This is a genomic window from Bacillus stratosphericus (genome assembly GCF_020524495.1).
Classification (GTDB): domain Bacteria; phylum Bacillota; class Bacilli; order Bacillales; family Bacillaceae; genus Bacillus; species Bacillus stratosphericus_B.
Genome location: NZ_JAIVLB010000032.1, coordinates 1 through 18870, shown reverse-complemented (window position 1 = coordinate 18870; position 18870 = coordinate 1). Strand labels below are relative to the sequence as shown.

22 protein-coding genes and 5 pseudogenes are annotated in these 18870 nt (G+C 37.6%); 13 read left to right on the top strand and 14 right to left on the bottom strand.

Translation table 11 applies throughout. The features are described from left to right. Nucleotides 1-482: 482 nt before the first annotated feature. Entirely contained in the window at nucleotides 483-2195 is a 1713-nt protein-coding gene (gene ggt, locus LC033_RS12655) for a gamma-glutamyltransferase (RefSeq protein ID WP_376776450.1), read from the bottom strand. A gap of 269 nt (nucleotides 2196-2464) precedes the next feature. Between ggt and LC033_RS12650 the strand changes: the two are divergent. From LC033_RS12650 to LC033_RS16875, 6 genes and pseudogenes are all read left to right on the top strand, one after another. Beyond that, nucleotides 2465-2900, top strand: a pseudogene (locus LC033_RS12650) (ASCH domain-containing protein). 195 nt (nucleotides 2901-3095) lie between these two features. Then, a complete protein-coding gene (locus tag LC033_RS12645; RefSeq protein ID WP_226568958.1) occupies nucleotides 3096-3713 on the top strand; it encodes a DUF47 domain-containing protein in 618 nt (205 codons plus the stop codon). Between the two features lie 15 nt (nucleotides 3714-3728). Next, entirely contained in the window at nucleotides 3729-4727 is a 999-nt protein-coding gene (locus tag LC033_RS12640; protein WP_226568956.1) for an inorganic phosphate transporter, read from the top strand. Nucleotides 4728-4831: 104 nt separating this feature from the next. Beyond that, nucleotides 4832-5602, top strand: a complete 771-nt coding sequence (locus LC033_RS12635; protein WP_226568954.1) for a type II toxin-antitoxin system SpoIISA family toxin — start codon at nucleotides 4832-4834, stop codon at nucleotides 5600-5602. Then, nucleotides 5577-5747, top strand: coding sequence for a type II toxin-antitoxin system SpoIISB family antitoxin (locus LC033_RS12630; protein ID WP_008358858.1), 171 nt, complete (start codon nucleotides 5577-5579; stop codon nucleotides 5745-5747). The genes LC033_RS12635 and LC033_RS12630 overlap by 26 nt, the downstream gene beginning before the upstream one ends. Nucleotides 5748-5846: 99 nt before the next feature. Then, nucleotides 5847-5978: a hypothetical protein gene (locus tag LC033_RS16875; RefSeq protein WP_264188749.1), complete on the top strand. Its 132-nt coding sequence runs from the start codon at nucleotides 5847-5849 to the stop codon at nucleotides 5976-5978. Nucleotides 5979-6127: 149 nt separating this feature from the next. Here the strand turns inward: LC033_RS16875 and LC033_RS17085 are convergent. Continuing rightward, a pseudogene (locus LC033_RS17085) lies at nucleotides 6128-6502 on the bottom strand (peptidoglycan recognition protein family protein); the annotation flags it as partial. Between the two features lie 317 nt (nucleotides 6503-6819). Between LC033_RS17085 and LC033_RS12620 the strand changes: the two are divergent. Continuing rightward, the gene (locus LC033_RS12620; protein ID WP_226568950.1) at nucleotides 6820-7371 is read left to right on the top strand and encodes an ImmA/IrrE family metallo-endopeptidase; all 552 of its coding nucleotides are present in this window, start codon (nucleotides 6820-6822) and stop codon (nucleotides 7369-7371) included. Between the two features lie 10 nt (nucleotides 7372-7381). On the opposite strand, the gene LC033_RS12615 is transcribed toward LC033_RS12620, so the two are convergent. Beyond that, the gene (locus LC033_RS12615) at nucleotides 7382-8005 is read right to left on the bottom strand and encodes a poly-gamma-glutamate hydrolase family protein (RefSeq protein ID WP_226568948.1); all 624 of its coding nucleotides are present in this window, start codon (nucleotides 8003-8005) and stop codon (nucleotides 7382-7384) included. 228 nt (nucleotides 8006-8233) lie between these two features. On the opposite strand from LC033_RS12615, the gene LC033_RS12610 reads away from it, so the two are divergent. Together LC033_RS12610 and LC033_RS12605 are read left to right on the top strand one after the other, a co-directional pair. Beyond that, entirely contained in the window at nucleotides 8234-8605 is a 372-nt protein-coding gene (locus tag LC033_RS12610; RefSeq protein WP_226568946.1) for a DUF5412 domain-containing protein, read from the top strand. A gap of 473 nt (nucleotides 8606-9078) precedes the next feature. Next, nucleotides 9079-9249 (top strand): hypothetical protein, encoded by a 171-nt coding sequence (locus LC033_RS12605; RefSeq protein ID WP_226568944.1) that lies wholly within the window; start codon nucleotides 9079-9081, stop codon nucleotides 9247-9249. Nucleotides 9250-9468: 219 nt separating this feature from the next. Here LC033_RS12605 and hag read toward each other — a convergent pair whose 3' ends face one another. Beyond that, the gene (gene hag / locus LC033_RS12600) at nucleotides 9469-10287 is read right to left on the bottom strand and encodes a flagellin Hag (RefSeq protein ID WP_226568942.1); all 819 of its coding nucleotides are present in this window, start codon (nucleotides 10285-10287) and stop codon (nucleotides 9469-9471) included. A gap of 244 nt (nucleotides 10288-10531) precedes the next feature. After that, nucleotides 10532-10675: pseudogene (locus tag LC033_RS17555) on the bottom strand (galactose oxidase); the annotation flags it as partial. A gap of 164 nt (nucleotides 10676-10839) precedes the next feature. On the opposite strand from LC033_RS17555, the gene LC033_RS12590 reads away from it, so the two are divergent. The 4 genes from LC033_RS12590 to LC033_RS12575 all read left to right on the top strand — a co-directional run bounded on the left by LC033_RS12590 (nucleotide 10840) and on the right by LC033_RS12575 (nucleotide 12566). Further along, complete coding sequence (locus LC033_RS12590) at nucleotides 10840-11418, top strand: DUF421 domain-containing protein (RefSeq protein WP_226568940.1); 579 nt, start codon at nucleotides 10840-10842, stop codon at nucleotides 11416-11418. 455 nt (nucleotides 11419-11873) lie between these two features. Then, complete coding sequence (locus LC033_RS12585; RefSeq protein ID WP_312887872.1) at nucleotides 11874-12035, top strand: helix-turn-helix domain-containing protein; 162 nt, start codon at nucleotides 11874-11876, stop codon at nucleotides 12033-12035. A gap of 114 nt (nucleotides 12036-12149) precedes the next feature. Next, entirely contained in the window at nucleotides 12150-12290 is a 141-nt protein-coding gene (locus LC033_RS12580; RefSeq protein ID WP_226568937.1) for a hypothetical protein, read from the top strand. Nucleotides 12291-12413: 123 nt separating this feature from the next. After that, on the top strand, nucleotides 12414-12566 hold the full coding sequence (locus LC033_RS12575) for a hypothetical protein (RefSeq protein ID WP_226568935.1): 153 nt from the start codon (nucleotides 12414-12416) through the stop codon (nucleotides 12564-12566). Between the two features lie 385 nt (nucleotides 12567-12951). Here the strand turns inward: LC033_RS12575 and LC033_RS12570 are convergent, their stop codons facing one another. The 9 genes and pseudogenes from LC033_RS12570 to LC033_RS12530 form a co-directional block, all read right to left on the bottom strand. Further along, on the bottom strand, nucleotides 12952-13716 hold the full coding sequence (locus tag LC033_RS12570; protein ID WP_226568933.1) for a hypothetical protein: 765 nt from the start codon (nucleotides 13714-13716) through the stop codon (nucleotides 12952-12954). A gap of 265 nt (nucleotides 13717-13981) precedes the next feature. Next, a pseudogene (locus tag LC033_RS12565) lies at nucleotides 13982-14584 on the bottom strand (peptidoglycan recognition protein family protein); the annotation flags it as partial. 78 nt (nucleotides 14585-14662) lie between these two features. After that, complete coding sequence (locus LC033_RS12560) at nucleotides 14663-14926, bottom strand: phage holin (protein WP_226568931.1); 264 nt, start codon at nucleotides 14924-14926, stop codon at nucleotides 14663-14665. Nucleotides 14927-14944: 18 nt separating this feature from the next. Beyond that, nucleotides 14945-15161 (bottom strand): annotated as a pseudogene (locus tag LC033_RS12555) (BhlA/UviB family holin-like peptide). A gap of 97 nt (nucleotides 15162-15258) precedes the next feature. Beyond that, complete coding sequence (locus LC033_RS12550) at nucleotides 15259-16845, bottom strand: right-handed parallel beta-helix repeat-containing protein (protein WP_226568929.1); 1587 nt, start codon at nucleotides 16843-16845, stop codon at nucleotides 15259-15261. Between the two features lie 23 nt (nucleotides 16846-16868). Next, the gene (locus tag LC033_RS12545) at nucleotides 16869-17081 is read right to left on the bottom strand and encodes a hypothetical protein (protein WP_226568927.1); all 213 of its coding nucleotides are present in this window, start codon (nucleotides 17079-17081) and stop codon (nucleotides 16869-16871) included. Between the two features lie 65 nt (nucleotides 17082-17146). Further along, the gene (locus tag LC033_RS12540) at nucleotides 17147-17779 is read right to left on the bottom strand and encodes a phage tail protein (protein ID WP_226568925.1); all 633 of its coding nucleotides are present in this window, start codon (nucleotides 17777-17779) and stop codon (nucleotides 17147-17149) included. Between the two features lie 147 nt (nucleotides 17780-17926). Continuing rightward, complete coding sequence (locus LC033_RS12535) at nucleotides 17927-18274, bottom strand: YomQ N-terminal domain-containing protein (protein ID WP_226568923.1); 348 nt, start codon at nucleotides 18272-18274, stop codon at nucleotides 17927-17929. A 5-nt stretch (nucleotides 18275-18279) separates the two neighbouring features. Continuing rightward, the coding region (locus LC033_RS12530) for an XkdV family phage structural protein (RefSeq protein ID WP_512699443.1) at nucleotides 18280-18870 on the bottom strand (591 nt) is incomplete at its 5' end.

The window sequence follows — 18870 nt, the reverse complement described above, 5'->3', positions numbered from 1 at the left end:
TAATAGGAGTGCCTTCGGTTTGGCGGCAAGCGTACGTAGGAAAGCTACACGTTGCTTTTATCCCCCTCACAGCTGCTCTGCATAACGGTGCTCATACTGCGTTAACTGAATGACCTACAGCAGCTCATGCCTCCTCTCTCTGATGTATTTTTTTATATCCGTTCTCCTCTTGGTTTGAGCTGAAGACTGTACGCACTGTGAACAAATACCGTCATATTTCGACAAAGAACATATCGCTGAATCAGAAAACCGATCTGCAGCTTTCTGGTATAGTCTATAGTCCAAGTCTCCAAATAAAAATCTCCCGTTATTGGCATAGGCAAGCCTGCGATGGTTCTGAATAAAGTGGTCTTCCCAGATGGCGGTAGAAAAAATCAATTCTCCGATTTCCAAATAATAAAGTCTGTCCAAATGGTTTTTTCTTTTTATTTAGACAAAAAAGAAACGCCATCTTCAAAAGGCGCTTCTTTTCCCGGGAAATGTTATTGATCTTCAGATAGCTTTAAATTGACACCAACAGCGGTTCCATTTCTCGTGGAGTCAGCTACTCCAGTAAATGTCCCTGCTTTTCGATCAATCAGGAGAGCTTGCACGTTTCCGATATCAATAGGTGAACTGCCAAAACGATGGCCCATATCATTTAGCTTTGTTCTCACATCCAGAGGAACACCTACTTCATAACGATAAGAATCTAAGCTGTTTGTATAAATTCTTGGTTCTTCCACCGCATCCTGAAGTTCCATGTCATATTCAAGCAAATTTAGGATTGTCTGTGAAACAGAAGCAATAATGGTCTTTCCTCCAGGTGATCCCACGGTCATGACAGGCTCTCCATCTTTAAAAATGATCGTCGGAGTCATACTCGATAAGGGGCGTTTATTCGGCTGAACCTCATTTGCTCCGCCAGGCCTTGCATCGAAATCCGTCAGTTCATTGTTTAAGAAAAAGCCATACTCTGGGACGAGAATCCCTGTACCAAATAACTGTTCAATGGTTGTTGTAAATGACACAACATTTCCCCACTGATCTGCAACAGTAAAATGGGTGGTCTCACCAATCGTTTTATCTTCTGGCTGGGGGACAATCGGGGATGGATTTTTTTCACCCTCATAAGCCCACGGATCTCCTTCCTTCGGGTTACGATTCATTTGATCTACTTGAATAAGAGAGGCTCTTTCTGAAATGTAATCATCATCTAATAGTCCTTTTAGTGGAACATCTACGAATTCGGGGTCACCGGCATATGCGTCACGGTCAGCATAGGAGAGGTGCATCGTTTCAGCAAGCAGCTGATATTTTTCGAATGATTTTGGGTCATACTGAGATAGGTTAAAGTGGTCAAGTATTTTGAGTATTTGTAGCATAAATACTCCGCCCGAGCTTGGTGGAGGCATACTTGCAAGCTGGTAGCCTTTATATTTTCCCCAGATTGGCTCGTCAGTCTTGACCTCATAATGACCAATGTCATCTGTTGTCATCGTACCACCAAAATCTTGGACCGTATTTGCAAGTGCCTTCGCTACTTTCCCTTCATAAAACGCCTTGCTTCCTTTTGTCGCAATCAGCTTAAATGTTTTCGCAAGACCTGGCTGTACAAGCCGATCTCCTTCTTTGAGCGGTTGATCATCTGGAAGAAAGGTTGACGCTGCAGCCGTTTTTTTCAATTTCCCTTGATGATCATCAATGGCCTTTGCAAGAACAGAATCAATTTCAAATCCATCCTCGGCTAACTGAATAGAAGGCTCAATCAATTCCTTCATAGAACGAGTACCCCACTTATCTAGTGCCACTTCAAGACCTTTTAAAGTACCGGGTACACCAACAGCATTACCATGTGTGGACCGCTCCGCAAATGGAATGACTTTTCCGTCATCAGTTAAAAACATGTCAGGTGTTGCGCCCTGCGGTGCCCGTTCTCTACTATTAATGATAGATGTCTTTTTTGTCTTACCATCATAAACCATCATAAATCCTCCGCCGCCAATACCAGACATCATTGGCTCTGTTACATTCAGTGCGTACTGGATGGCAACAGCAGCATCAACTGCGTTTCCACCTTTTTTCAATACATCAGCACCAATTTCTGATGCAAGCGGATGAGCTGTAGCCACCATGCCATCTTTGCCAACAGCTACTTTATTCCCATGATTTTCGTTTGCAGTGACTTGGCTGACAGGCAGAAAAAACGAGAACATAAACAGACATATGGACAAAACAGTTAGAGAAATGCGTTTCATGAACAACACCCCTTCCATATTCTTACTTTGACCTTACCTACTTCTTGACCAGAATACAATAGATTATTCTAAAATTTCAAAAATTTTCATTCTATCAACCTACATTCAACAAACAAAATGTCCTTTTTCAAAACATATGACATGCACATCATGCAGGAATAAAGACGTATTATTTCCAAGTATGAAACTCCGCGATATAATAAACTCATCACAAAGGGGGAAAAAGGATGAACCACAAAAGCACATTATTTTGGGAATCTTATTGGGAAGAAAAATCAAGAAAAGCACCACATCACACCTCTGTTTCTGCTTGGGCATTTGGCGCAGATCCAGATCACTTGCTTGACCTTGTACAGCAAGGGAAAAAAACAGCCACTTGCTCTGGACATATTTTTTACGAGATGGAACAAGAGCCGCTTTCGAAGGCCGGGCAATACGCAATCATTTTAGACAGTCAGGAAGAACCAAAAGCCCTCATCGAGATCACAGATGTAGATGTGATACAAATGAACAAAGTCCCTGAATCCCGATCTATCATATGACTATTGGTACAGAGCCCATAAAGAATTCTTCACAGAAGCACTCAAACCATACGGATTAGACTTTCAAGAAGATATGCTCCTTGTTTGTGAGCGTTTCAAATTAATTTATTCAGCTTCATAACCTTTCAGCGGCGTCGAATACGGCCCGCTTTTTTCCCTTTCTGAATAAGGTGTGATGAGATCTCATCTTTAGGTCAGAATAAGATCAAATAGAAAAAGTGAAGAAATTTTCGACTACACCTGTTTTTTTTCGACAAAAGAATATATAATTATTTGATGTGTGCATTGTCTCATTTATACAATGGAGGGTTTTTACATGTTAAAAAGGAAAAAAGACAAGTTTTCCGTCTTGTTAACGGAAATTGCTAAAAATTTAGATGAAACTGCTGAGTATTTTGTTAGCTATAAAGTAACAAATCAAACCACTCTGAAAGAATTTTCTGACACATTGAAGGAATATGAGACAAAAGGTGATAATCATGTTCATACCATGATTAAAGAGCTGAACAAAGCGTTTATTACACCGATTGAGCGTGAAGACATTCTTCAATTGACGAATAGCCTCGATGATGTTTTAGATGGAATTGAACATTTTTCAGCAACAATGGAAATTTATTCAATGACGAGCTCAGACGAACATATCGACAAATTCAGCCACTACATCAGAGAATGTGCAAAAGAAATTTTAATCACAATTGAACTACTGGCTCAAAATCGCTTAAAAGATATTCATCCGCACGCAATCAAAATCAAAGAGATTGAGCATAATTGTGACAATCTTTATCGTAAATCACTAAAGAACTTGTTCGGAAAAGAAACAGATCCAATTAAGGTCATTCAATACAAAGAAATTTACGAAACACTTGAAGAAATCGCTGATTCCTGTCAAAGTGTTGCCAACAATTTAGAAACAATCATTATGAAGAATGCGTAACGGGGTTAGGTAAACATGGACATATTAATCATCCTTACCATACTTATTGTCATTTGTGCACTGGCTTTTGATTTCATTAATGGATTTCATGATACAGCGAATGCCATTGCCACTTCTGTTTCAACGAAAGCGTTAAAGCCTAGACATGCTATTATTATGGCAGCGTTCATGAACTTCTTAGGAGCGATGACATTTACAGGTGTAGCAAAGTCCATTACAAAAGACATCGCAGATCCTTTTACACTTCAAAATGGTTCTGTCGTCATTTTGGCTGCTTTAATTGCGGCCATTACTTGGAACTTGCTTACTTGGTATTACGGGATTCCGAGTAGTTCTTCACATGCACTGATCGGATCAATTGCAGGGGCCGTTATTGCCTCTGCTGGTTTTGGCGCTTTAAACTATTCGGGATTCATTAAAATCATTCAAGCACTTTTGCTTTCGCCTATCCTAGCTTTCATATTGGGATATATCGTGTATACCATTATTAAATTTATATTTAGAGACAACAATCTCGCAAAAACAAATAAACAATTCCGACGTGTTCAAATTTTAACTGCTGCACTTCAATCGTATACCCATGGCACAAACGATGCGCAAAAAGCGATGGGGATTATTACGATGGCTTTAATCGCAGCTAACCTTCATACAACAGACGACATTCCATTCTGGGTACAATTCTCTTGTGCACTTGCCATGGGACTTGGTACTTCTGTTGGTGGCTGGAAGATTATTAAAACAGTCGGCGGTAAAATCATGAAAATTCGTCCAGTAAACGGAGTATCGGCCGACTTAACTGGTGCAGCCATTATTTTCGGTGCAACGTTTATCCATTTACCGGTTAGTACAACCCATGTCATCTCCTCTTCTATTCTAGGCGTAGGTTCTGCACACAGAGTAAAAGGTGTGAACTGGGGTACTGCAAAACGTATGCTTGTCACTTGGGTCATTACATTACCGATTTCAGGGACACTAGGTGCTCTCGTATACTTTGTGTTAAACGCGATGCTCTAATACAAACTGCCTGTTCTTAAAGGCAGTTTTTTTTCATGAAGCAGGTTTTCCAAACATACCTATAGAAGTAATCAAGTATTCATCTGTCTATGGGAGAGAAGGACATGCTATTATTTTTTCAACTGACCGTCTGGATTTTGTTAGTGGCTCTTGCTGTATATGTTTTTGCTGTATGGCGCTTTGAACAAAAAGTGAAAGAAAAAATGTTTGCTATTCGTAAAACGTGGTATTGGATTTATGTAGCTGGTGCTGTTATTTACTGGACATATGATCCCTCTTCAATCTTCACCGATTGGATGCATTATTTAATTATTGCTATATTTTTCGCCTTAACCGATGCTTTCATTTTTCTCAGCTCCTATATTAAAAAACTCGGGAATCATGAACTAGAAACCGACACACACCAACTCCTTGAACAAAATAACGATCTCCTTCATTCTTACCTCAATAAACTAAAAACGTACCAATACCTATTGAAAAACGAACCGATCCATGTATATTATGGAAGTATAGAAGCTTATATAGAGGGAATTGAACGGCTGATTTATTCTTTTGCCGAAAAAATGAATATTCAAGCGGTTCTTTGTCCATATGACACGCAGGAACAAAAAGATGACCTGCTTTGGACGCTTGATCAGCAAGTTCTCATTCAGGCGAAGCTTGACAGGCAGGAAGTGTATTACGATGATTTCGGCAAATTGGTACTCATCCCGTTTTCAGTAGCTGATGCATACTTTGTCATTAAGCTGACCTCTGATAAAATTGTCACTGAGTTCGACTATTTATTAATAACCTCACTTACAACGATTTATGACCTAATCTTGCCAGACGAAGAGGAAGGTGATGAAGATGGACCACGCACTTCAAGGGGATAACAACAACCGCAAGAAAAATCCTTTTAAAATATTAAAAAAGAAGCGGCATATTAGTATGGCTGATTACAAGGTAAGCCCCCATACAGAGCGTATTTTCAAAAAAAATGAACAGCTCCTGGATGAGTATAAAAATAAAAAAGCTTGATCACACTAAAGGACGCAGAACTAAATCTGCGTCCTGATTCCATTTTCTCATATAATCGCATACAAAAAGATCATATGCTGCAACGATTGAGGTGCCAAAATGAAAAAGAAAATCAAACAATTGAGATATGTTCAGTTTGCTGAATTTCAGCCGTCCCCTTATTTTCATCGATTAAACGAAAAAAGTGAAGCAGTCATTCAATCATTCAAACAGAAAAACTCACTTATTTAATAGCTCAAGTAGCTTTTCCTTTATTTTAGGACCGTACACCCTTTCATTTGTCAAACCATTCATCAGCTGAAAACGCGGTGCTTTCCCTTCGTAAAATCCCATCCGGCAACACATACTTGTTCTTTTCTTCATTTTGAACAATGTTGAGAAAAATGATCCCATGTAGTTAGAAGCAGGCGTGGACATGTTTTTCCAGACCTATGCTGATGTTTCACCACATTTATTAGTGGAATGTGATGCTCTCTTAATAGCTTTTGAATGAGCCATTGAGCATGTATGACGGCCTGCTGAAAGTTCCCATCTTCATTTTCACAAAATTTCAATTGCGATCGATTTCCGCTTACCATTTCCATGACCGTCCCCTTCACGCCAGCCATTTCATTTAAAGGCAATTGCTGATTTCACAATCATCCATTGTTAAATGTCAGCTCACCTCGGTCGTTCCCCGTTTGACATATGCCGCATGACTTTTCTCATCAGCTCCCTTTGATGTATTTGCTGTGTTATGCACCGTCACATACCATGGCGTATCCTGGCCGGTTCCCATTTACAACTGAAATAACATGTTCTTCACTCCCTTTTGCTAGATTGATGATTGATTTTTCTGATCAATCGGTTGCATTCATAAGAAACATTTTGTTTGTTTTGGTAAAATTTCACCTTTCATAATGAAAAATAAAGAAAAAACAGGAGATCGTTCCATTTTTCTTTGATTTCATGTTAAAATTGTTAAAAATAAACCGATACAAAAAATAAGCGATAGCTTAATTAGCTATTTAGTCCTATATGGACTTTTCTTTTACGCCAAAAATAGAACATACGTTTTTATGGAGGTTTTTTTATGACTGGTTTTTTAACCCATTTAGAAGAAGATATTCAACGGTTATACTCTCAACTACAAATAAGTGGTCCTGCCTATGTGGATATGCAAAAGATTGCATCTGAATTTAATGTGTGGATTCACTATGAGGATACCGGCAGCATGATGATCAAACATCAAGGTCTTTACAGTATTATTTTAAACAGATCCCTATCACCAGAAGAACAGTGGCAGGATTTTGCCCACGAGCTTTGTCATGTGCTGAAGCATACAGGCAATCACTTTAAGATGCACAAGCTCTTTCGAGAACTACAAGAGTTTCAGGCCAAACAATTCATGTATCACTTTTGTGTGCCAACCTTTTTGCTTTTGCAAATGAAGCTTCCAAATCTTCGCCAGCAAGCCATTTTGCAAATCGCTCAAACATTTCACGTAACTTGGGCTTTCGCTGAAAAACGGCTTGCCTTATTTGAGCAGCGAAAAGCAGGTATTCGATTTCAAAAGCAGTTTACTTCTTATTTAATGAAAGCGGAGATGGTTGCGGAAAAAGAAGGCGTTTATCTGCACACATGACTTCAGAGGTTTATTCATAAAGGTTTAATACTTGTTTCAGCACGTTTGTGTATTTATAAAATTGATCATTTTGTGTTTTACACCTATGACGCCGCCTAAAGTCATCAAAGAATGCTCTTCTCTGAGCTTGACTGATTTCAATTTGTACACTTTTTCCTGTCAGACATTGATTATTAATATTATGAGGATGTGTTCCTGAAAAGCGATCAGCTTCAGATTGCAGCAAGGCTTGAAAGCCATTCCATCTTAAACGTTTCACTGTTTCTGCAGCCCTTTCTCTATCTGTTCCGCCTACTAATGTTTGATGCACGTCTGTTTCCCCATAGCCGTGGAGGGCAAACGTATAATGATGTGTATGCACGTGAGAAAGACAAATCGGCTCATCAAAACGTGTGCTCGTAATATGAAGAACTTGGTTGCCTTTCACTTTAAGCCCCTCGAATAAATACATAGAATAATTGCTTGTTAATTCATGAATCAGCTCACTCACACCAGATTCAATCCCTCCACCATGAGGGGACAAGACCAGAAGCTGATCACCTTTCCGCTTGTGAAGAATTTGATAGTCGATCCCTTTTCTTTCATGAGCGGAAAGCTCTTCATAATTTTGATACGTATCGATGATTGGCGTCATTCCACCTTCCCCATTTCTCTATATGAGCATAAGTCTACTGATCCTAAATTCTTTTGTAAAGTGTTTTCGGATCATCCTCCCACCTGAAGACATCCTTAAATTTTCCTTATCTTTTCGGCTTTCTGTTGAATTTTGAGAAAAAATGACCGATAATTGACTTTTGCACTATATGAATCTTTTTGTATTCTCTCATATATTAGAAATTGTGATCTACATCTGGAGGAATTCATGTCTAAAAAGAAAACCACCATTATCCTTGTCATCTTATTCCTTAGCTTCGCCGGAATCATTTATTGGAAATGCTTCTCTCTTCAAGGAGTGTCTCACGGAACATATATCCGCTCTATGTCATCACCCGATGGAACATATATCATTAACACCTATCGACATAGTGGAGGAAAACTAAAGGAGAATGCAGTAAGAGCAGAAATCGAAAACAAATTGACCCATCGAAAGAAAACAATTTACTGGAAATACCCTGATAAAGACCCTCTCATCAAATGGAAAAATGCACAGCTTGTTCAAATTGGACACGAGCTTTTAAATGTTGTCAAAGGAGAAACGTATGATTATCGCTTTGACAAAAAAACTAGAAAATAAGTTACCAACGTAAAAAACGAACCCTCTTTAGATTCGTTTTTTACGTTGACATACACCTTTTCTTGAATACTATGAATGATGGCATTCAATGACTCCGTATACACTTCAAGCTCTAATTGATTTTTGATCGGAAACCCTAAAGCGAGTGCACACCTGGTTTTATTGGTTCACCTGCTCGTATTTGAAAATCGACATCTTTCGGTGGCAAATACAGCAAGAATTTTTCCTCGATCAATCACTTATCGTTAATTCATTCTTTAATACCTGCATGATATAAGGTGCAACTGTCACAATACTCTGTAGTATCCACTTTCCCTACCTCCTCATTGTATTTATCGGCTTTTCATCTCAATTCAGAAACTGCTGCCCATACCTTCTTGTGTGATAAATTACTACGAACAAAAGCGGGATTGGCTAAGTGGTTTATGATGGGCGATGCCTGGTGTACATGAGATCCCATTCATGGGCAGGGAATGACCAAAGCAGCTCTTGAGGCACAAACACTTGAGCGTATGCTGAAACAAGCACAAGAAAATAAGCATTTATCGTTTGAAAGAAACACCTTACAACAATGCAGCACGCCATTGAGCCTGGCTGCTGGCTTTGTTCGATTGCTGCTATGGCATGGGAAGAAGTCGAGTTAAAAGGAGGAAAGCAAAATCCCCAATTTGACGCTACATGATATAATTCAGGCTGATCCCTTTGGCGAATCCGCTCGTTGGTGGCGTCAATGGGATAGAGAGAACGTTGAATGAAATCACTCTTCTTTCCAAGAAGCTGTCCCGGACTTTCAATTACACAGGCCTACTGCACTCAAAATGACATGAAAAAAAAGCCCCCTGCAATTAGGGGCTTTTGGTTAATTAACGTAGTAATTGAAGTACGTTTTGTGGCTGTTGGTTCGCTTGTGCAAGCATAGCTTGAGAAGCTTGAGAAAGAATGTTGTTCTTCGTGAACTCACTCATTTCTTTCGCCATGTCAACGTCACGGATACGAGACTCAGCCGCTGTTAAGTTTTCAGAAGAAGCACCAAGGTTGTTGATTGTGTGCTCTAGACGGTTTTGAACCGCACCAAGTTGAGAACGTTGTGAAGACACACTCGTGATTGCTGCATCAATTTTTACGATTTCTGCGTCAAAATCGAAAGCGGGATCATCAACTTTAATAGCATCTACGCCTAAAGCAGTTTTTCCCATGTCAGCAATAGTGACATCGATATTTTGATTTGCGTTAGCACCAATCTGGAATTTAAATGCTCCTTCAGTACCATCTAAAAGGTTTTTTCCGTTAAATGCTGTACGCTTAGAAATCCCATCGATCTCATCAACAAGTGCATTAATTTCATCTTGAATGGCTGTTAAATCCTCAGCTTGTTGAGTACCAGTGTTACCTGCTTGAACAGTTAGTTCACGCATACGTTGAAGGATCGCATGTGTTTCCGTTAATGCACCCTCGGCTGTTTGGATAAGAGAGATACCATCTTGTGCGTTTTTAGATGCCATATCTAAACCGCGGATTTGTCCACGCATTTTTTCAGAGATCGCAAGACCTGCGGCGTCATCTCCTGCACGGTTAATACGAAGACCAGAAGAAAGCTTCTCCATGTTTTTTTGGCTAGCACCGTTGTTTGCAGATAAACGGTTTAATGTGTTAAGTGCTGCGATATTGTGGTTAATTCTCATTTCTTATTACCTCCATGTATGTGGGACCTGACAGACGTCCTTGTCTGAAAAAAGTCCTTTATTCTAGGGCTTATCAACCCTGACAATTCTAATATCGGATATAGTTATAGGATGTTTAGCAGATTTTTTTAAAAACATCTTATTTTTTTATGCCATTAATCCTTTATTTTAATAATTATGTAAAAATAAAAAAACTTGTAGAAAAACATAGGTTTCTCTACAAGTTGAAGCTGCTGATCTATTATCAGTATTGCTTGATATCGTACACCACGTAATCTTTTTTACTTGTGAAGGGTCCTTGATTGTGTTCGTCATTGATTCCATAGAAGTTCATTCCGATTCCAAAGCTTCTTTCTTTGTACCAATTTAGAACATCATTGATCTCTTTTTACAGAAAGATGACCCATACTATAAGCGTAGTTACGTCCACCAATGACATATAATTGATCATCAACAATCCGGAACAACGTTCAGTTTATGCCATGATTGTTTTATGAATAATACTTTTTATCCTAAGGAAAACTACAAAAAAGAGAAAAAATAGGTGATGAAATGAATTTTGCATGGCAAGCATTAATTTTAATTGTGTCTGGCATCCTTCTCTTGAGGATTTCAGGAAGAAAATCAATTGCACAAATGACTTTAGCCCAAACTGTGGTCATGATTTCAATCGGGACAATTATCGTTCAGCCAATTACGGAAACCAGCTTATGGAAAACTATTACAACTGCTGGTATTTTTACTATCGCCTTAGTTTTAATGGAATGGTTTCAAATAAAAGCCAATTGGGTTGAAAAATTTTTAACTGGGAAAGCAAAACTGGTTATAGAGGATGGGCAACTCAAGGTAGATACTTTAAAGAAAATGCGGCTAACAGTTGATCAGCTTGAAATGCGATTAAGACTTCTTGGAATTTCTAATATTAACAATGTAAAGAACGCTACTTTAGAACCAAATGGACAGTTAGGATATGAACTAAAAGATGATGCAAAGCCTTTAACTGTTGGAGATTTTAAGAAAATATTTAATTCCCCGAACATGAATTCGATCCACCAACAAAATAATCAAAGCAATATATTCGAGGAAATAAACAAAGAACAAACTCAAAAGAATCCTAAAAAGCTGCATTAGTGAAAAAGAAATATCCATATGCTGAGCAATCCATCGATCACTTTTTCCTTTCACGGAGTGCCTGATCGTGTTTTTTTAAACCCAGAAAAATAAGACATAATTGGTTGGTACCAAATGTATAACCTCCCTCAACATCACGATCTACGAAAGACTAGAACTGCAAGTACGAAAAAAATTTGGTAGATAACCGTTATAACAAAGATTTTCTTCCGCAAGGGTTTCAACGATGATTCTCTCTGGGCTCAAACCAACGACCTCAGCAAGTCTGTATATGGAACGTTTCTTCCTATATACCAGGTCTTTCCCTCATCATAGTTACCGTCAGTTCGTTGAGAGATTTCAGCTAGAACAATATGATCATCACACTCCCCTACTTCATAACCTTCTTTAACGATAATTGCAGAATATAAGTTGTTTATTTCTTGGGTGTTGAATTCAGTTTGAACAATCGTTATATGTTTAATTTAATCTCCCTCACTCTCGTTTGTTTAGGTGTTTGTATGTTTGAAGACCGTTTGATCAAGCTTAGAAAAAGCAAAAAATTAACCCAGGAGCAAATGTCAGAAAAAATAGGTATTCATAGAGCGACTTATGCGAATTATGAACGAGGATATTGACGGACTCGAAAAAATAATCAAAGATCACCTAAAAAAAAAAGACAAGGGTTAGTTGCGCCTTTTCCTTAAACAAAACCATTGCAATGGTGGTACAATTAGATTAGAGGTGAAACAATGGACGAAAAACTATTTAAGATAATTGAACAATTGGCTGCGGACGTATCAACCATTAAACAAGATGTGAAAGAAATTAAATCTACAGTTACCAAGCTGGAAGAAAATGAGCCTGAAGAGATAATGGCTATGCTTAATTGATCAAAAAGGATCTCGAACGTGAGCTTAGATACACTGATAAGAGATTTTCTGAATTAGACAGAAAAATTTATGACATAGAGGAACGCCTTAACAACTAATACTCATATCAAAGGGGTAGTGTATATGAAGATCAATAAAATCCGTTCTGCACTTTATAAGTCAGCTAAGGTATCAGGGGATGTAAATGCCGTTCAAAAGGGTACAATCGGAAAACGTATCATGCGACGTGCTGCGGGGAAAACGACTGGAAAATTGTTAGGTAAACTATTCAAGTAGCCCGCCATTTGGTGGGTCTTTGTGAATACTCCCACCACTTACCACCCTTTCGGTCGATTGAATATATTTAAAAAACCTCTCGCTATGCGAAAGGCTTATTAATATGCTCCTGATAAACTGCACCTTTGACTGTATGATGATATGTCAATAACAGGGATGCAGTTTTTACATTGTGTTTACTTTCACTTTTGTGTAGACGAATTATTATTCTTATTTTGTATAGGGATAGTGATTGAAAGAGCTAAGGATAATAGGAATATTAATATATATATAATCCCATTATAAATATATTGTTTATTTATAATGATTTGTATAAAGCCCGTTAATGATACTATAAAAATCAGCATACACAATACACGAACTAGATTCATTTATATACCCCTAACTAATATTTTTTCCAAAAGCATTCGCCAATGTTAAACCCTGATAAGAATGTTAAGCCATAAAAGCAAGGCGCACAAGCTGTACCCATTGTTACACTACAAGCTCCGCCACAGATGCTTCCTGCTAATGTAATCATCGCCCAACTAACTCCTTTTGAAGATAAACAATTGTTAAAACCATTCCACCATTTTTTGAAATTTTTATGTGGGGAAGCCTGAAGCTTCATTTTGTTTGTATCACTTTTTTCGAAAGCTACAATTTTATCAAAGTCATTTTCTGAAAAATTAAGAAGTTTTTCGCTTACCAATTTTCCGTTAACCCAATAAGACGAAGTTCCTTCAAGTTCTTCCTTATTAGTTTTCAAATGAATTTCTGAATAATTAACTAAAGTATTATTCTGATCAAACGTTAGTACTATACCTTCCATATTATTCAGGGGATCTGATGTCTTCATAGGTACATTCAGAAAGATTTCGTTAGTTTCTTTATTAAACAAAGCGGTAGCACCATCCAAATTAAGCTCATTTTTGCTGTAAAGCGTTACCTCTTTGTTTTTTACAATTTCAGTTGTTTTAGTCACCAGCTTCTCAACTTTATTGTTACTAACTTTTTCAGATTGTTCACTTAATTCATTATACACTTTAATGGCGTCTCTAACATTATCTTTTATTGAGGTTTCTATATTTGAGGCCATTGATACACCTCCACCTCCAACCAAACACATAATTAAAGTAAGTACTAGGGTAAAACACATGATTTTTTTCACTTTTATTCTTCCTTTCTATTATAAAATATTTCCAACAAAATCACTATATCATAAATTATTGAAAAAATGTAAAAATTATTAAAAAGAAAGAATTTTGAAATGCAGTGAATAATTCTAAGAGAACACGTAATAAATTAAAAGCAAATAAAGCAAATGGATGATACGATAATTAAAGTTTTACAGAGATTAAAAAAGGTTTATTCCCCCTAAAAGAGGGATTATTACTTCAATAATGCTTCCAATCTTACTTTCGTCTTCGGACCATAAATACCGTCGCTAAAGCCTCTTGAATTCGCTTTACAGTTGTTCCTTTCATCATAGGTGTACTAACCTTAAAGATACCTTTAGGAAGCGTGTACTTAGCTTTAGAGGATGATTTTGAAGGTGTTTTTTTAGTAGTTGTTTTAGATGGTTTTGATGCTGAAGTAGTCTTTCCAGTGATTGATTTTAATTCTTTTTCAATAGAAGATTTAAAAGAATTTTATCGATCTTCTGCAAGAATACGGTGAGGACAATATTTACCTGACCAGTCTTGATGCTTACGGATTCTATCAATTCCCCATCTACGCTCTTTCAATAACTATGCAATAAATTTAATGGCCATTGCTTCTGCCTTTTTATATTTATCTCCACCTGATTTTGAATAGCAGATTTCTACACCAATGGAAGTTCTGTTTCCTGAATTAACTCCTTCACCATCGCCTGTATGTCTAGCTAAACGATTTACTGGAATACCTTGTACAACACCGTCACCATCTACAGCATAATGAAATGACACTGGCTGATTATTGCCGATCATATAATTAACCTCATTTGCAGTAGGTGCGTCATTATATGTGTTATGTACTGTGATATATTTTGCATTCATAGCGTAAGGTGTTTTCAATCTGTGTTTAGAGGATGCCACCCTATTTTTCTAATTGTGATTGTCATTTTATCTACTCCTTTATTTTGTAAATCCTTTTTGTTTGAGTGTTTCCTTTTGTAGATGCCCTTTAGTAGTTACGTAATTGTTCTTAAACCATGCTGCAAGTGTTGTCGCTAATGTAAAAATCATTGATCCAGCAAGGTATAACGTATCAGCTAATGAAGTGACTTGATCATCACTAATCGGCAAAACAGGTTTTCCAAACATAATCAATGATTGATTGACAAGTGCAATTAAAAGAAGCACCATCCGAATTACAGTTCCTTTGTCGAATGTTTTCATGTGCAAATACCTCTTTCTTTATTTTTGGTTTCTTTCAATACGATCCAATTTCTCTATTACAACGTCATACTTCTCACTAAACTTTGCCAGTACACTGTTTTGAGCATCGATCTGTTCATTAAGTTTGTTTTCTCGCTCTTTGGTTGTGTTTAAGACATAAAACAATACCCAACAAAACAACACCCACCGCAAATGGCCCTTGTGTCATTAGGTATTGCGCCAAATCCATTTCCATCAGTAATCACCTTCTTTCTCATAGACATAAAAAATAAGCCTATACCTCGTATGGCAAACATGCTAACGATGCTATAAAGCACGTCACTCTTGTGTTATTATAAGAAAAAGCCTTTAGAACTCCCAGATACAGAAATGCCAGAATAGCCAGTATTAACGATGGTATTATCTTTTAATGTTACATAATCACATGATCCTTCTTCTAATCGAATTCCGTTACCCTTAACATCTTTAACTGTGTTATTTTCGACCATTCCATAACTACTTCTTGTCACAAGAATCCCATGATGCCCTACATTCTTGACAGTATTATCTTTAATAATGAAGTCATTCACATCAGATACATGAATGCCATGTTTTAATTTGACTCCATCAATAGAATTTCCAACGATTTGAACATCATCAATAGTTTGATATCCTTTTCTTCCGTATACTTGAATTGCATGTTTTTCTGTGATGTTTATGAAAGTATTGTTATTAATCTTTTGTCTTTTTACTTTGTTAATACGGTTTGTTGGATTGCCATTTGCATCTTGGGTGTATTTTGAATTGATTGAAGGTAGAAGTGTTCTAACGCCTCCGTAACAGTTGTTAAATGTATTCCCTTCTACAACTATGTCTTGCCATTTATTGCCTGACACAGCCCATTCTGTAGTGTCTTCAACGGTGTTCCCTTTGAAGTTGATGTGAGAGTATAAATAACCATCAGTGCTTGTGTGAGAGTCGATTGCCCTTGCATAACCACCAAGTTTTTTAGATTTTCTAAACTTGCAATTCTCTACATTGATTTTTCGTGTAACCGTGTTGTCGTATGCTCCAAATGATCCGAAATTTTCGGATGATCTCATTAAATCAACCTGGATTGCAGCTGAAAACCATCTGTCTCCTTTATAGTCCACATACCCTTCGAATTTAATATCATCGAAATCACTTTCTTCTACTCCTGCTAAATCAAAAGCGTGACCTCCACATACATTGCTTACTGTAATCCCAGACACCTTAATGCCTCTAGCATGACCAAACCCAAAGACTGAGCACTGTTCTTTCACTCTATCTCCTGCGCTGTCCAATTCTCCATATCCGTCAATCTTAATATTCCCATGTCCGTTGTATCCTCTGAACATATCACCTGATTGGCCATTCACGAACATAGACCCTACAAAGCCATCTGCCCTTGTTAAATAAACTCCATCTGAAAATGTAATACGTGTATCTTTATAGATAGTGAGCTTTTCAGAAATCGTATAGTTTCCTGGTGGAATAGCAATCCAAATAGGATAAAGCAACCCTAGCTGCAAGGCTTCTTTCATTGCCTTAGTGAAATTTCCGATATGCTTCCTTAACAACTCTTTGAACGGCACGGTCATTCTTGCATCATCAATTTTGTCGTTAGTAATTTGAAAATCATTTTCGTGAATTGAAGCATCCAGTGCTACACGTAGATCAACAACTTCCTTTACATCTTCACCATCATGATTAGTCACCAAATTAGCTAAACGTGAATTATGATTGTTTAACCTATTCTCAACGGTAAATACACCATGCTTTATCTGCCCTGAGGAGTGTGCTGTGTTTGCCAGTTCATTGACTGCACTTAAAGCATCTGAGGACACATCTTGCAATTCTTCTCTAAATTTCGCATTTTTGTTCGTATTGAAAATAGTCTTCCATTTAAACTTTGCCAACTTATAGCCCTCCTTCTTAAACATTAGCTAGTTAAATACACTGTTATATCAATCTCTGATCCATTAGGAATGCTTGCATCAACTGGAGTTATTTTCGAACCAGACTTAGCTAGATAAATTTGCAAAGTACTAACATTGGTCGGATCAATTTTTTCTCCTGAAGTAAAGCCAGCTACTTTCATATCAAAATCAACATTTGATCTGTATTTCTTTGAAACAACTTCATAATCTGGCATGTCAATTTCAATAAAATTATCTTCAATGGAAACATCTACTGTTTCATCAATTGATGTGTCGCTAATTACCCATTTTTTATTGGATGAACTATATTGAAGAGATATACAGTTTGAGGTAACGCTGAAGATATTCCTTTCAACTGTGAGGAAGAAGCATTGCTGGAGCTTAATAGCACAGATTTAAAAGAGGATAGTTGTGCTTCTATTGATTTCTTTTGTTGTCTCATTTCTCGTTTTTGTTGAATTTGATAGTCAAGAATATCTTTACAGTAATTGGTGAGAGTAACAGTGGGTTTAGCGTATTTATCAAGTGGATTGTATTTAATTTCTTGCACTCTTACAGCGCCTTCAGATAACGTTCCGTGTGCTGTATCAGCCAAAACAGGAATAGTAACACCTTTTCGAATTTGATCTTCAATTCCTTTTAGTTTAGGATCGTAATACACTTCAAAATCAATTTCTATTGTGATTTGAGGATAAGGATTTACTTTGTCTTTCAAAAGCTTCTCCATATCTTCCTTTTTCGTCACATTGTTTTCAGTTATCGCTTCTGCAACTCTTGGTTTGCCATCCAAAAGTTTTTCATCTGGATGAACATAAGTAACAGGAGGAAACATGTATTTTTCATTATCTTTGAAGGTTCTAAACAAATTTATAAAGATACCTTTAGGAATACTTACTCTAAAACATGTTTTCATCTTCTTTGTGTTGGGATTTTTCGAATCCTCCGATGAATGTTGCTACAACTGTGTGTTTTTTATCTTCTAGACCTCTGATAGACCCACGTCTTCATTCACATAACATTCCCACTGATAGAACAACGAAATACTACGGAACCAATCCAATTAAATTACCCCCTTTTCAGCCAGCACCATGACTAGTTCTGCTGTTGTTTTTGATTGTTCTTCTGCTCTCTTTTCTGACTCCGCAAGTAGCTGAAGTAGATCGGCATTCTGCTGTTTTAATAGATCAATATCTGATGGGGGTGGCGGCTTCGGCTGCAAGCTATCAATATATCCTTGAGTAGCAGACTCGCTCCATGTATTGCTTGCAGGATCATATTTCCCTTTGAAAAGACCATCAGGAGGCTGAACGTCCGTATAACTTTGAGGAACATCAGCATCATCAGGAATTTCCGAATCTCCACCAAATACATAAATAAAACTTTCATCGAACTGATAAATGGATTTCATGAGAATCAAGCACTTCCCTTCGCTGCCTTGAACATGCAGTTAACAACAATAAATTCCGTGTTACTAGATGAATCTTGTATACAAAAGCGGCCATCCGTTGCGATATACTGCCGACTAAACTGCGGTCCCTTAAATCCTCCAGTACTTGAAGCTATGCCGACATTATAAAGCGGAAATGGGGGTTCGCACCCTTCTGGTAACGTAAACGCAGGGACATCACCCAATGTTCCACCTGCGATAGCTCCGGTGACATGTACAATTCCCATTGCATCCTTTGCAACGCGAACCCTATAATCATTATTGACCTCGGATTTATACGCTTTCCATCCGTTAACGATTGTTGGGAACTTCCAGTTTAAATTTGCGTCAGCATCTGTCAACATCCGTTTCCACCCTTTGAAATCCCCATTGTGAACAGTTCCCCACCAATGAAGACTATCTCCACTTCTGATGATGTGGTATGTTTTACGATTGTTACCATTATCAATGACATAAATGTTAAACCATGAAGAATCCGTTTTGCTTGGCATATTGACTACGTTTGTACCTACTGCATAATAATAGCCGGAAGGCAGCGTTAATATGTCCGTGCCGTT

What these genes read in the sequence shown, in the direction of transcription:
- ggt (WP_376776450.1), bottom strand. Translation starts at nt 2,195, where the DNA reads ATGTTCTCGTTTTTTCTGCCTGTCAGCCAAGTCACTGCAAACGAAAAT.
- LC033_RS12645 (WP_226568958.1), top strand. Translation starts at nt 3,096, where the DNA reads ATGTTAAAAAGGAAAAAAGACAAGTTTTCCGTCTTGTTAACGGAAATT.
- LC033_RS12640 (WP_226568956.1), top strand. Translation starts at nt 3,729, where the DNA reads ATGGACATATTAATCATCCTTACCATACTTATTGTCATTTGTGCACTG.
- LC033_RS12635 (WP_226568954.1), top strand. Translation starts at nt 4,832, where the DNA reads ATGCTATTATTTTTTCAACTGACCGTCTGGATTTTGTTAGTGGCTCTT.
- LC033_RS12630 (WP_008358858.1), top strand. Translation starts at nt 5,577, where the DNA reads ATGGACCACGCACTTCAAGGGGATAACAACAACCGCAAGAAAAATCCT.
- LC033_RS16875 (WP_264188749.1), top strand. Translation starts at nt 5,847, where the DNA reads ATGAAAAAGAAAATCAAACAATTGAGATATGTTCAGTTTGCTGAATTT.
- LC033_RS12620 (WP_226568950.1), top strand. Translation starts at nt 6,820, where the DNA reads ATGACTGGTTTTTTAACCCATTTAGAAGAAGATATTCAACGGTTATAC.
- LC033_RS12615 (WP_226568948.1), bottom strand. Translation starts at nt 8,005, where the DNA reads ATGACGCCAATCATCGATACGTATCAAAATTATGAAGAGCTTTCCGCT.
- LC033_RS12610 (WP_226568946.1), top strand. Translation starts at nt 8,234, where the DNA reads ATGTCTAAAAAGAAAACCACCATTATCCTTGTCATCTTATTCCTTAGC.
- LC033_RS12605 (WP_226568944.1), top strand. Translation starts at nt 9,079, where the DNA reads ATGACCAAAGCAGCTCTTGAGGCACAAACACTTGAGCGTATGCTGAAA.
- hag (WP_226568942.1), bottom strand. Translation starts at nt 10,287, where the DNA reads ATGAGAATTAACCACAATATCGCAGCACTTAACACATTAAACCGTTTA.
- LC033_RS12590 (WP_226568940.1), top strand. Translation starts at nt 10,840, where the DNA reads ATGAATTTTGCATGGCAAGCATTAATTTTAATTGTGTCTGGCATCCTT.
- LC033_RS12585 (WP_312887872.1), top strand. Translation starts at nt 11,874, where the DNA reads ATGTTTAATTTAATCTCCCTCACTCTCGTTTGTTTAGGTGTTTGTATG.
- LC033_RS12580 (WP_226568937.1), top strand. Translation starts at nt 12,150, where the DNA reads ATGGACGAAAAACTATTTAAGATAATTGAACAATTGGCTGCGGACGTA.
- LC033_RS12575 (WP_226568935.1), top strand. Translation starts at nt 12,414, where the DNA reads ATGAAGATCAATAAAATCCGTTCTGCACTTTATAAGTCAGCTAAGGTA.
- LC033_RS12560 (WP_226568931.1), bottom strand. Translation starts at nt 14,926, where the DNA reads ATGAAAACATTCGACAAAGGAACTGTAATTCGGATGGTGCTTCTTTTA.
- LC033_RS12545 (WP_226568927.1), bottom strand. Translation starts at nt 17,081, where the DNA reads ATGCCAGATTATGAAGTTGTTTCAAAGAAATACAGATCAAATGTTGAT.
- LC033_RS12540 (WP_226568925.1), bottom strand. Translation starts at nt 17,779, where the DNA reads ATGAAAACATGTTTTAGAGTAAGTATTCCTAAAGGTATCTTTATAAAT.
- LC033_RS12535 (WP_226568923.1), bottom strand. Translation starts at nt 18,274, where the DNA reads ATGAAATCCATTTATCAGTTCGATGAAAGTTTTATTTATGTATTTGGT.